Here is a 12,435-nt window from a genome sequence, read left to right on the forward strand (position 1 = left end):
ATCGGCCTCCGGTGGTTTTAGGAAGCTTATCCGGCAACCGTCTGATTCTGGGAGTCAAAAATGGTTAAGGGACTGGAAGCGGTTGAGGCTGATCTGATCCGGCGCCTCTACAACGTACGATTGACGGCAAAGCAAGAGGCGAGACGCCAAGGCGAAGGGGTTGCTACGGCTGCCCGCTACCTCGCCCCTCGCGACGATGGCAACTTGATCAGGTCCATTCGTGTCGAGAACGCAGACTCGGTCACGACCAGCAAGGGGGAGCGCGATTTCATCGGCGTGAAGGTGGTGGCTGGCGATGCGACGACCATGGTCACTAATGGCAGCGGGGGACGGTTCCAGAACGCCCGCATTCAGGAGTTTGGGACAAAGACGCGGGCCGCCAACCCGTATTTCTTCCCGGCGTGGAAGGCCAACCGCCGCCGGGTTCGGTCTGCGATCAGCCGGGCTATTCGGAAGGCTTGGACGAGCTAACCAGCGCCTTGCAATAATTGAGACGTTCGCGGGTTGCGAAAGTGGGCGCACTCTTGCTTTTGCTCCATGCCGCGATCAGCGCGGTGCAATCCTCGGCTTCCCCTACCGTTCCGGCTATGGACTTCGTGCAGGCGATCAAGTTTCCTTCGGTTCCAGCCAATTGCAGCGATCCCGGTGAATACCAATTGCGAATGCTGGCCCGGCATTCGGATGACATCTGTTCCGCCTTGGCTCGCTTTTGCCCGTCTGCCTCTGCTTTTGCAGCCTGTCGCATTTGGTTGCGGTCATGCAGCCAGAGCGATCCCGCAGCGATTGTGACGATGCAGGCGGCTGCGATCAGGATTTGAACGGACTTGTGCAAGGCATCCTCCATGGTTGCCGAAAGATAGTTCTATGCCTCGCCAAAGGAAATGGTTCGTTGTTCGGTCGTTTGAGTGGTCACCGAAGGCTAACGTCATCATGATCTTCCTCGCTGGCGAGATCCATGCGGGCTTGACGCGAGCCTGCCGCGAGAGGGCGGGCGACCGCATCGAAGAAATCCGGGGCTGATCCCGGTCGCCCATCATGCGCCCGTGGGCAGGGCAATCATCAAATGGAGCCTATCATGGCAAAACCAACTACTTATGTTGGCAGCACGGTTGCCATCTTCCTGGAGAGCGCAACTGTTCCCGGCACCTATCTGCGCCCCTGCGGCCTGACTAATCACACGGTTTCGTTCACGAAGAACACGACCGAGGTCAATGTGCCCGATTGTGACGATCCCGAACTTCCGTCCTGGATCGAACGTGGCGTCGAAAGTCTCGATTTCAGCGGCAACGGCTCGGGCATTCTCGCTGCGGAGGCGGTGGACGAGTGGTGGGCAGCGTTTAACACGGCCGAGAGTGTCAACGCCCGCATCTACATCGGCAAGCCTGACGACGCGACCAATGGCCGTTACTGGCAGGGCAAGGTCCATGTGACCGGGTTCGAAGTGACCGGCGAGCGTGGTAACAAGGCGCAGACCACGGTTTCCGTCGTCTCTGATGGCGAACTGACCTTCCATAGCGTTGAGGAATCGTAATGGAGCCGATGGCTTGGAACTGGCCGAGCGGCGAAGATGAGTTCCTTCTTCGGATTGGGGAGTTGGAGGCGCTTGACGATCTGACCGCAGCGGGCGTTCTGGATTTGCGATACCGGCTCTTGCAGGGCCACGAACAGCGTGGCGGATTTGAGAATGCCCCAGTCAAGGTCAGGGAGGTTCTTTCTTGCCTTCGCCTCGGCCTTATTGGCGCCGGGATGGATCGTCAGACCGCCGACCGGAAGGTCAAGCAGGCTTTCGAGGATGGAGATATCGCCGCCCTGAACCTCCTTGCCTTCACGATCATAAGCAGGGCCTTTGCCGCCAAGGAGCACGACCCATTGGGGGAGGAAAAGGCGGGGGGAGAGAAGGCCGAATCCGCTTCTCCCGCCTCTACGGAAACGGCGCGGCCCTTGGCTTCACCCCGGCGCAAGTCAAGGAAATGACGTGGTGGGAGTTCGGCGCCTGCGTTGACGGCTGGAACCGTTCGCAGGGCGGCAAGCACTACAGCGGTGATCCTCTGACAGACGAAGAATACGACGCCCTGTGCGAATTGGGAGATGCGTGGAATGGCGCAAACACCTGAGGCTGTTCTTGAATTGCCGATTGGCGTTACCGATCAGAAGGCGATTCAATCGGTCATTCGCATGGTCGGTCGGATAAAGCAGGAATCCCGTGCGGCCGAGCAGGCGGCGGTCAAGGCGAATGAGGGCATTACGCGCTCATTTACCAACATGTCGAGACAGTCGCGTGCACAGATCCAGAACGTCTCGTATCAGTTGCAGGATATTTTCGTGCAGATCAGCGGGGGGACGAGCGCGAGCCGGGCCTTGAGCCAACAGCTTCCGCAATTGCTTGGTGGCTTCGGGGCGCTGGGGGCTGTGCTTGGCACCGTCGCGGCGGCGGCAATCCCGCTGGCGGCTTCGTTCTTCACCTCCGGCGAGAAGGCCAAGGGGTTTGAGGATCGGCTGAAAGATTTGCGTGAGGCAGTGGAGGATTACCGATCCTCTGTTGCTGATGCCAACCTTACCCAAGCTGAACTGGCCGAGAAATACGCGGGCGCAACCGAGGAAGCCAAGAAGTTCCTTGCTGTTTTGCGCGACATATACGGCGAAAGGGCACGGTCTGCTGCTGCTACTGAGGCACAGGGGATTGCGTCCATGTTCGGCGGCTTTGGTCAGGGGATGGACCGGGCCTATACTGATATGACCGAATTGCAGGCAACGATTAAGCGAGTTCGGGATGAGCTTGGCTTGGCATATCCCGAAGCGCAAAAATTCGTAGTCGCCTTGCAGGGCTTGGCTCGTGCTGAGTCTCCCAAGGAGTATGTCAGTGCGCTTACGGATATCCTCGACCTGATGGAATCCGTTACAGTTGAGAGTGAGGACCAGAAGGAGCGCTTCACGGAAGTCCAAGAACAGGTTGCGCAAATCGCCAAGCAGATGGGCGGTTTGGTTGATGCAACATCAGATGCCACTGGCGCAACCGAGGCATGGGCAGCAGCCATGTCTGGCGTCAAGGCCGAAATTAATGCGATAGCTTCGGCGCTCGCGCAGATGGGCGGCGGCATGATTTCCAATGCGGCCAAATACGTTGAATTGAATGCGCTGCGGCAGGGAAAAACTATTGCCGAGGCCGCCAGAGCGCGCCAGCAGGCGCAGATGGAAGCCGAGTTTACCGCCAAAGAGATGGCGGCTGGAACATGGGCAGAAAGAATGCTCGTTCGGGGACAACGCGCCCTTGCAGAACAGGGTCTTGAGCTTGATGCACAACTAGATGCTGCGCGAGGTGCCGCAAGGGAGGCTGCCAAGTCTGGCCCCAAGAAGAAATCAAAAGGCAAGGGACGCGCCAAGAAGGAGTATACCGTCGATGACCTTCTGGATGCGGCCGAACGCGACCTGACCAATCTGCAACGGCAATTCGAACTGCTGGGCAAGAACACAGAGCAAGCCGAGGCTCTGCGCGCCAAGTGGCAGTTGCTGGACGAGGCGAAGCGGCGCGGCCTGACGGTTGACGAAAGCCTGACCGCTGAAATCGACCGCCAGTCTGCGGCTATCGGAAAGATGGCTGCGGAATACGAGAAGGCGGCCGAGGCAGCGGATTTCTACGCCGACATGAACGAACAGGCGAGGGACGGGTTTATCGACGCCATTGTCGAGGGCGAGAGCCTTGCCGGCGTGCTGGGTGACGTGGCGAGGGCATTTGCCAAGGCTGCGCTGCAAGCGGCGCTGTTCGGCAAGGGGCCGTTGTCAGGCGGCATGGGCGGGATACTGAGTTTCCTTCCCGGTTTCTCGTCCGGTGGCTACACGGGCGGCGCGGGGCGCAATCAGGTGGCAGGCGTGGTGCATGGCGGCGAATACGTCATGTCAGCGCCTGCGGTGCAGCGCATCGGGCTTGAGAACCTTGAGGCGCTGCACAAGGGCGGATCGGTCGGTGGGCAACCCAAGATCACCATCAACAACAACGCGCCCGGCGCTGTGGTATCGGCCGACTACGTGACCAAGGACGAGGTGATCCTGACTGTCTCGCAGGCCATCGCCTCGAATAATCGCCGCCAGTCGGACCAGAAGTATCTCAGGGGTGGCCGCTGATGCAGGTATCCTTCCCGTTCCCGGTCAAGCTGCAATCCTCGGTACCGCGGCTCGAAGGCCTGCGCTTCCAGCCGTTCACCAACATCGACGGCGAGACCTTCGCGAAGCCGGCGCTTAACGGCTTCTGGCGGCTGGACATGACGGTGCTGGCCCATGACATGCAGTCGCATCTGGCCCTGTCGTCGTTCATCACCCAGATGAGCGCGGCGGGAACCACCTGCGTCGTTCCGGTCTGCACGCAATGGCGCCCGAACGATCAGCGCGGCCGTCGGCTGACCGGTTGCGACATGGCGCCGCTCTACATGTTCGATCACGTCGGTTTCATGGGCGAGCCTTTCGACGGCTTCACCTTGCGCGCCGCCGCCGCCCATCGGGCCAGCTATATCGACGTCAACAAGCCGTCCCTGTCGCAGCTGTGGCCAGGCCATTTCATCACCCTGGGCGATCGACTGCACCAGGTGGTCAACACTACCTCTATCGGCGAGAGCGAGACGGCGATCCGGGTATCCATCATGCCGAGCGTCCGCGAGGCGCAGCCGTCCGGGGCCGTGGTGATCGTGGATCAGCTACGGCTCAAGGTGATGATGGAGACCGGCGACCAGATCGGCCTCGGGACGGGGCGCTTCCGTTCCTCGGCCCTGTCGCTGGTGGAGGCGTTCTGATGAGCATCCACGACATTCCCGACGAGGTGCTGCGCAACGGCGTCACCGGCTGCACGATCCTGTGCCAGATGGATTTCAAGACCAATCCCAAGAACTGGTGGCTCGGCTATGGCCCACTGACCGCCGGCGGAGTCGAATATCAGGGCACGGGCGACGTGATCCAGATCAGCGCCATGGAACTGACCTATGGCCTATCGGCGGGCATGGTGCGGTTCACCATCCCGAACGCCTCGCCCGAGATGATCGCGCTCTGCGACGATCAGGGTGCCGAGGTGAACGGGCGCCGGGTGCAGGTGCTGTATCAGCTTTTCGCAACGGACGAGCGCGACGGCGAACACCGGGGGCGGATGATCGGCGATCCGATGAGCGTGTTCGTCGGTCGCATGAAGGACATGACCAGCACGTCCAGCGCCGACGCCCGCACCATCGAACTGGAATGCTACGGGCGCATGTCGCAGCAGGGCAAACCGCCCTATGGGCGCTGGACGCATACGGACCAGCAGCGCCGCTATCCTGGCGATACCGGGTTGGAACTGCTGCCGACGCTCAAGGAAAAGGCGATCACATGGATTCCCGGCAGTTGATCAGGCACGCCGGGATGGATGACATCCCCCGCGTCATCGACCTGATCGAGAGGTTGGCCGCGACCGTCAACGGATTGCCGGTGGACCGGATCAAGACCGGCGAAACACTGGCTGGGCTGATCTGCGATCCTGCCGGCGCGGTTCTGGTTTCCGGCGCCGGGTTCGTCGCCGGCCGCCTCGGCGACACGTTCATCAGCCGGGATCTGGTGGCTTATGAGATGGGCTGGTTCGCCGAGGATCGCTCGGGTCTGCCCTTGCTGCGGGCCTTCGAGGCATGGGCGCAAAGCCGGGGAGCGGCGATGATCGCCATGTCCTGCAACGGCGGTGCCGCGCAGCGCATCCTTGAGCGCTCGGGATATGAGGTCATGGAAATCAAGATGGTGAAGCGCGCATGATTTTCACGGCCATCAGCTATGCAGCGGGTTGGGTGGGTGGTTTCCTCGGTGCCGCCGCTGGCCTGTCTTTCTCGGCCGCTGTCACGTTCGGGACCTATTTCGGGACCGTGGCGACGGCCGCCATCGCCATCGGCATATCTCGCGCGCTTGCTCCGAAGATCAACATCCCCGTTTCGGAAACCCAGGCGGTCATCAATCAGACCGACGCGCCGCGCCGGATCTACGTCGGCAAGAACCTCACGGGCGGCATCAGGGCTTTCTTCCACACCAAATCCGGCACTCTCTATCAGTTGGTCGTCATTGGACACGGCAGGATCAACAGCTTTGCCGAGTTCTGGGTTGACGGAGAGCCGGTTACGGTATCCGGCGGCGCTGTCGCCAGCACGGACAAGGCTGGGTTCATGTGGGTTGCCACTCGTGACGGATCGGGGCAGGGGGGCAATTACCCGGCGCTGTCGGATGCGTTTCCGGCGACCTGGGGCGCAAATCGCCGGTTGCAGAGTCAGGCCACCTTTCTAGTCCGCATGAAAGCGCCGGCGCCCGAGGATTTTGCGAAGATTTTCCCGAAATCCTACAATACGGCAGTGCAATGGGTGATCGAAGGCCAACGCATCCTGGACCCGCGCAGCAACGTCTCGGCCTATAGCGACAACGCCGCGCTGGTCATCGCGCATTACCTGACCCATGCCGATGGCTACCGGCTGGCATCGGTCGAGGTGGACTGGCCCAGCGTCGAGGCCATGGCAGACGTGGCCGACATGCCGATCCCCCAGAAGGCCGGGGGCACGGCGCCGAACCTGCGGCTCTGGGGCTACTGGACACTGGACGAAGGCCCGGTCGATGTGCTGGACCGCATGCATGCCAGCAGCGGAATCCGGGCCTATGAGGCGCAGGACGGCAAGATCGGCCTGATCGGCGGCAGTTTCGGCACGCCTGCGACCACGCTGACGGCCAAGGACATATCGTCCATCGTCACCAAGGAGGCGATCAGCGAGAGGGAGGGCTACAACGTCCTGGTGCCCTTCTTCATGAGCGAGGCGCAGAAGTTCACCGTCACGGAGCTGGAACCTTGGCGGGATGAGGATCGGCTGGCCGAGGAAGGCGAGGTATCGGCCGAATACCGCATGGAGATGTGCCCGAACCAGTCGCAGGCGCGCAGGCTGGCGAAAAAGCAGATCCACGACGACAACCGCGCCAAGGTCGAAATCGTCACCAATCTGGTCGGTCTGAAGGCCCGCTATCCGCGCTTTGCCGGCCAGCGCCACACCATCCTGCTGGACTACCGGCCCGAGGATGGCAGCGGCCGGCAGATCGTCGGGGAATACGAGGTGCTGAACCATCAGTTCGATCCGATCAATCTCGAATGCCGGATCGAACTGGCAAAGGTGGATCGCGCATCGGAGGCATGGGACCCCGAGGAAGAGGGCGAATTGATCGTCGCGCCGCCGACGCCGGAACTGGACGGCCCGCCCGAACTGGATGCGGTGGTGACGCAACGGATCATCAACACGACCGGCACGACGGCGCAGGCGGTGATCGAGGTTGCCGCGGTCCCGATCCCCGACCGGGACGATCTGGAATTGCAGGCCGAATACAGCATGGTTTCTCCGGAGGCGGGTTACTGGCAGCGAATGGTTTCGTCCGGGATGATCGCTACCTCGCCGGCAATCAGTGACCGCGCCATCTATGCTGTGCGGGCCCGCTGGACGGGCTTGTTTGAGGGCGTCGATGACTGGGAGAACCTTGGCAGCATCACCATCCAGGTTGATGCCACGCCGCCGGGCCAGCCGTCCGAGCTGATCCCATCGAACGGCTCGGGCTACGTCCACCTCTCGTGGCGCAATCCCGCCGGCGCCTTTGCCAGCATCCGCGTCTATCGCAACGGGGCGAATGATTTCGGCACTGCGACCATGATCGGCTCGACGGGCGGCGCTTCGGGCCAGATCAGCGAATATCAGGACGGCGCGATCAGCCCGGCGACGACCTATTACTATTGGGTCGTCGCTGCCAACGTCAGCAGCGTCGAGGGCACGCCGGCTGGCCCGGCGAGCATCACCACCCCCTGACACTGACCAAAAATCACTGACCTATAGGCTCGCTCTGGCGGGCCTTTTTCCATTGGAGGGGCCATGCCTTTCATCGACGACGTCAATCGCCTGCTGCGCGACCATGAGGGCTATACGGGTGACGGGCAGGGTGGTGTTGGACCCCTGCCGGTGGGCGACAGGTCCACGGCGCGCCGGGCAGTCTGGAAGCGCGACCTGCGCGATCTGTTTATCACCTTGGCGCAGACCATGGGCGATCCGTCGGCGCTGCAAGACATTCTGGACGAGTTGGACGGCAAGGCCGACCTCGCCAACAGCGGCGCGTTCTTCACCTCCCGCGCGGCAATGGTCAGCGCCGGCCAGGCAGCGCTGCCGGGCTCCAAGGCGCTGGCGTTTCATCCCGATGGTGACTGGCTGGTCGTGCGCGGGTTCGGCGCCTCAGCCGACGATCCTCTTTTTCCCGAGCCTGGGCCCCGCTGGGGTATCTTGATGCGGGTGCCGTCCGATGCGATCACCGCCGCGCTGCAAAGCGCGCTGGACGGCAAGGCGAGCCAGACCGCCCTGGACGACGAGGCGCAGGCCCGCGAGGCCGGCGACACCGCCTCCCGTGACCGCGCGAACCACACCGGGACGCAGCCCATGGGCTCGGTGGACGGCCTGGAGGCGGATCTGGAGGCGAAGCAAGAGGCGATCACCACCACCGACGGCATCGCCCGGCGCGCGGACGACAGGTCGGTAGGGGTGATCCCCTTCGGGACCCCCGGTCATCCTGACTATACCGCCGCGCTGGTTGGAGACGATGGGGGGCAGTGGATCGCATTCAACGAACCGCGCGGCGTCACGGAGGTTTCGACGCCCATATCGGTGGGGCTGAATGCGCCGATCATAAGTGGTGAAAGCGCCCTCTACCTGATGTCCATTGAGGACGAGGAGGGATATCCTTGCGCGGCCATAACCAGAGACGGCGTTGGTCTTGGGCTTTGGGCCGGAGGCGAGGGATCGTCTTCTTCATCCGGCGTCGACGTCGAGGGCTTTGCCGCCAAGCGCGCGGCCAACGAGCTGCCGGTGCTGAACGACGACGATCAGACCTATATCAAGTCCTTCACTGCTGACCGGGAAATCTATATCGGTGCGCCGTTCAGGGGCCTGAACTACGCCTCCGGCGCGGCCGGCGCCGGCGTCGATGTCGGCTGGCTGCCGCCGGCCGGCGAGGTCAACATCGAGTTGGCCCATGACAACGCCTACATCTACTCATCGCTCGGTTTTGGCGGCACGGCGCACAACACGCTGACCCGGACGCCCGGCGTCTATACCGTGGTGCGCGCCTTCCGGCTCGGGCAGAAGATCGTCCATCAGGCGCTGGTCGGCTCGGTCTTGGAATCGACCACCGCGCCGATCCGCGCCCGCAGCATCGCGTTTGGGGGGCAGTCCCACATCCAGGGCGGTTTTCGGCAGGGCGTGGTCGCGGGCCTGCTGGACGGCCTGGCCAACACGCAATGGCGGCCGGGTAACAACTGGATGCCGACCCCGGTCTATTGGACGCCGCATTGCATCAACGGGGCGACGGGCGAGACCGCGATCAGCAGCGCGTCGAAACCGCCGGGCTCCAGCAGCTACTGGTGGCATCGCGTCGACCAGACGGACGGGCCGGCGCTCACGACCTGGAAGACCAGGATCAGCGATGCGGTCACGGCCGGCCAGCCGGTGCCCGAGGACGTGATCTGGGCGCAAGGCGAAGGCGATACCGAATCCACGGCCAATGGCACGCTGTCGCTTGCCGATCTCTGGACCGACATGTCCGCCCTGTTCGCGGAGATGCGCGCCTTCCTGATCGGGGTGGGGGCGACGGACCCGCAGTTCTATATCGGCATGCTCGGCCGGGGCGAGGGCACCGCGCTGAAGGCCAAGGCGCAAGGCTATACCGCGGTGCGCCAGATCTACCTGCGGCTGATCGCTGAGACCGCATGGATCCATTACGCCTGCGAACTCTACGACCTGCCGGGGGCGTTCAACGACATCCATTACGGCTTCCTGGGCCACTACACGCATGGCTATCGCTACAGCCGCGCCATCGCCAACGTGCGCGAGGGGCAGAACAACAGCCTCGGCCCGCAAGTCACCAGCGCCACGCTGGAGGACGGCGGCCGCAGCGTGCGCCTGACGATCAGCGGCACCGACCTGCGCATGCCCAGCAACCCGGCGCCGCCCTGGATCATCCCGGCCGGCGGCGATGCGCAGTCGGCGCCGGTGGCGGTTACGCGAGTCCGCGTCGACGGCACCGATCTTCTCGTGACCGCAGCGCAAGACCTGACCGGCTGTCGGGTCATCTATCCCAGCGGCGCCGTGCCAAATCCCCGCGGGGACAGCATCGTCTACGACCTGGCGCATTCGCACGTCCAGATGCCGGGACTGCCGCTCCGCAGCTTCATCACCAATCCGCTCGCATAAGGAGGCCCAGCGTGACCTGCCAACAGATTGTATTTCCGGGCACGAGCTTTATTCAATTCGGCCTTCCGCAGAACATTCGATACGTTCCCGGAACAGAGCTGCCTTCTGCCGGCGCCCTCGGCGTATTCCTTCTGGATGACGGGGAGGTCAACTCCTGGCACGATGGCGATTTCGCCAACCTGGTACCCGGCTCGATGCCGGGGCGGGTGCTGCCCGGCTGGTCCCCGCCGCAGATGCGAAACTTTGGCAGCGCGCGCGGCGGCATGCGGATCACGAATGTCAACGGCACGCTGATCGACAGCCGCATCCCGGCGCAGCGGTCGCAGTTCACGGTGGCGATGCTGGTCTATACCCACGCCAAGCACGGGTCGCCCAGCCCTTATAACCTGATCCATCTGATGACCTCGGACAGCGCCAACGCCATGCCGGCCGACAACACCGGCAACCTCAACATGCTGGGCGCCAACGCCATCTGGGGCATCGGCGCGTCGATGAATACCGGCAAGGTGGGGCAGTTCATGCGCTACGGCCCGGCGATCTCTCTGGGCGGGGCCAACTTCACGGAGATGGCGGCCACGTTGGGGGTACAGGGGCAGTGGAACGCCTTTGCTATGTCGGTCGATGGCCCGGCGGGCGCGATCCGTTTCCAGACGCTGACCGATTATCGCACCATCTCGGACGCCGAGCAGGGCAATACCGAGATCTACGATACCTGGGTGACCAACCTGGCACAGCGCAACGGCACGTTTCTGTTCGGCTGTGCGGTCAACGGGCCCAACCGGGACAGCGAGGGGCCGCTGGCAGACATGATGGGCGCGGGATTCTATGGGCCGGCCTATAGCGCCAGCGGCATCGAGGCGCTGCTGCGCGGGTTGGCCAAGATCGGGGTGGATCGCGGCGTCACCGTGGCCGGGTATTGAGGGCGACCGGAGCGAGGTGGCGCAGAGCGCCCACGGTGGATAGGATGCTTGGAAATGTCCTAGTGAGCTATAGCATGACAGCAGAACAGCATTTCCTCGATCTGATTTCCAGCACGCACAAGGGGCCCGATGGCTTCATTGGTTCGGAGGGATATTCTCTTCCGAGCCTTCACGATTTGGCTAGGTATGATCTGGCTGAAATTCGAGAAGGGAAGGTGAACAATTTAGAGTTTGAAGGCAGATGCGGAAGCGGAAATGCCGTGTACGTTCCTAAAAAGGGTCTCATAAGGAAAGCGGTTATTGCCGCATCTCTCAAGCTTGAGAACTCCTGTTTCGTGTTTGATACTGATCTTACGCTCTCGCCAAAAATCGCCGCGCACAACTCAAATCAGCTGGCAATCTTTTCCGGCGGCATACCCACGGTAGGGCATGGCGGAAAACTGGTCCTCACTATGTTCGGGAAGAACCAGACTTTTTTCTGGGGGAGGGGATCGACAACCAACGGCACGCAAATACAGCTTTGCGGTGATGACAGGTATATCATCGTGGGAGACGACTGCATGTTCGCTCATAATATAGAGGTTCGAACGCATGACATGCATGCCCTGATAAGCATGAGCGATGGAAAACAGCAGAATTATCCAGAAAGCATTCTTGTCGAGCCTCATGTCTGGATTGGGCCGCAGGTTTCCTTTGGACGCGGCGTCACCGTGGGGTTGGGGTCGGTCGTTGGTGCCAAGTCATACGTCAGCAGGAATATTCCTCGCTTCTGTGTCGCTGCCGGCCTGCCTGCGAAAGTCTTGAAGACGGATGTGAGCTGGGACAGGAAAAGTTTCGCAGAAGATGGAACCTACCTTCATTTGCAGGAAATGGCGAAGGCCATTGAAGATCGAACACGAACATCAGACGACTGGTAAAAAGAGCCCGCTTCGGCGGGCTTTTCCATGCGCCGATGGCGCGCAACACATGAGGACGGGAGATGGGTATCGTGCCGTCGGTAGATAACAGGATCAGCATGGGCAACCTGATCGTCTTGGGGGGCATGCTGGCATCAGTAGCCGTCGCCTGGGGGGCGTGGACCACGAACACCAGCGCGCTGATGTCGAAGATGTCGGATCAGTCAGCGCAGATCGCGGCCAGCGAGGCGCGCATTAGGGCGCTGGAGACGGCAACCGCGCGACAGGACGAGCGCATGGTGCTGATCCTCGACAGCCTGCGAAAGATCGAGGCGCGGGTTGAGCGCGGGCCGAACCCGTGACGAG

The 12,435-nt window shown here is 62.3% G+C and carries 13 protein-coding genes; 12 read left to right on the forward strand and 1 reads right to left on the reverse strand.

Annotated elements, in window-relative coordinates; all coding sequences use genetic code 11:
- Positions 1-60 precede the first annotated feature (60 nt).
- Positions 61-471 (forward strand): hypothetical protein, encoded by a 411-nt coding sequence (locus KF941_RS01170; RefSeq protein ID WP_214272357.1) that lies wholly within the window; start codon positions 61-63, stop codon positions 469-471.
- Here KF941_RS01170 and KF941_RS01175 read toward each other — a convergent pair.
- Positions 446-832: a hypothetical protein gene (locus KF941_RS01175; protein ID WP_214272358.1), complete on the reverse strand. Its 387-nt coding sequence runs from the start codon at positions 830-832 to the stop codon at positions 446-448. The genes KF941_RS01170 and KF941_RS01175 overlap by 26 nt on opposite strands.
- Before the next feature lie 243 nt (positions 833-1,075).
- Here KF941_RS01175 and KF941_RS01180 point away from each other — a divergent pair, with 243 nt between their 5' ends.
- The 11 genes from KF941_RS01180 (at position 1,076) to KF941_RS01230 (ending at position 12,431) form a co-directional block, all read left to right on the forward strand.
- Entirely contained in the window at positions 1,076-1,531 is a 456-nt protein-coding gene (locus KF941_RS01180; RefSeq protein WP_214272359.1) for a phage tail tube protein, read from the forward strand.
- Positions 1,531-1,974, forward strand: coding sequence for a GTA-gp10 family protein (locus KF941_RS01185; RefSeq protein ID WP_214272360.1), 444 nt, complete (start codon positions 1,531-1,533; stop codon positions 1,972-1,974). The genes KF941_RS01180 and KF941_RS01185 overlap by 1 nt, the downstream gene beginning before the upstream one ends.
- A 123-nt stretch (positions 1,975-2,097) precedes the next feature.
- The gene (locus tag KF941_RS01190; protein ID WP_214272361.1) at positions 2,098-4,119 is read left to right on the forward strand and encodes a hypothetical protein; all 2,022 of its coding nucleotides are present in this window, start codon (positions 2,098-2,100) and stop codon (positions 4,117-4,119) included.
- Positions 4,119-4,781, forward strand: a complete 663-nt coding sequence (locus KF941_RS01195) for a hypothetical protein (protein ID WP_214272362.1) — start codon at positions 4,119-4,121, stop codon at positions 4,779-4,781. Before KF941_RS01190 ends, KF941_RS01195 begins: the two co-directional genes overlap by 1 nt.
- Complete coding sequence (locus KF941_RS01200; RefSeq protein WP_214272363.1) at positions 4,781-5,365, forward strand: hypothetical protein; 585 nt, start codon at positions 4,781-4,783, stop codon at positions 5,363-5,365. The genes KF941_RS01195 and KF941_RS01200 overlap by 1 nt, the downstream gene beginning before the upstream one ends.
- Before the next feature lie 14 nt (positions 5,366-5,379).
- Positions 5,380-5,760, forward strand: a complete 381-nt coding sequence (locus tag KF941_RS01205) for a hypothetical protein (RefSeq protein WP_214272364.1) — start codon at positions 5,380-5,382, stop codon at positions 5,758-5,760.
- A complete protein-coding gene (locus KF941_RS01210) occupies positions 5,757-7,826 on the forward strand; it encodes a hypothetical protein (protein ID WP_214272365.1) in 2,070 nt (689 codons plus the stop codon). Before KF941_RS01205 ends, KF941_RS01210 begins: the two co-directional genes overlap by 4 nt.
- A 63-nt stretch (positions 7,827-7,889) precedes the next feature.
- A complete protein-coding gene (locus tag KF941_RS01215; protein WP_214272366.1) occupies positions 7,890-10,253 on the forward strand; it encodes a hypothetical protein in 2,364 nt (787 codons plus the stop codon).
- 11 nt (positions 10,254-10,264) lie between these two features.
- Positions 10,265-11,173, forward strand: coding sequence for a hypothetical protein (locus KF941_RS01220; RefSeq protein WP_214272367.1), 909 nt, complete (start codon positions 10,265-10,267; stop codon positions 11,171-11,173).
- A gap of 74 nt (positions 11,174-11,247) precedes the next feature.
- Positions 11,248-12,090: an acyltransferase gene (locus tag KF941_RS01225; RefSeq protein ID WP_214272368.1), complete on the forward strand. Its 843-nt coding sequence runs from the start codon at positions 11,248-11,250 to the stop codon at positions 12,088-12,090.
- Positions 12,091-12,152: 62 nt separating this feature from the next.
- Entirely contained in the window at positions 12,153-12,431 is a 279-nt protein-coding gene (locus KF941_RS01230) for a hypothetical protein (RefSeq protein WP_214272369.1), read from the forward strand.
- The last annotated feature ends 4 nt before the right edge of the window (positions 12,432-12,435 follow it).

The sequence above is a fragment of the Paracoccus sp. pheM1 genome (assembly GCF_018499825.1).
In the GTDB taxonomy this organism is placed as follows: Bacteria; Pseudomonadota; Alphaproteobacteria; order Rhodobacterales; family Rhodobacteraceae; genus Paracoccus; species Paracoccus versutus.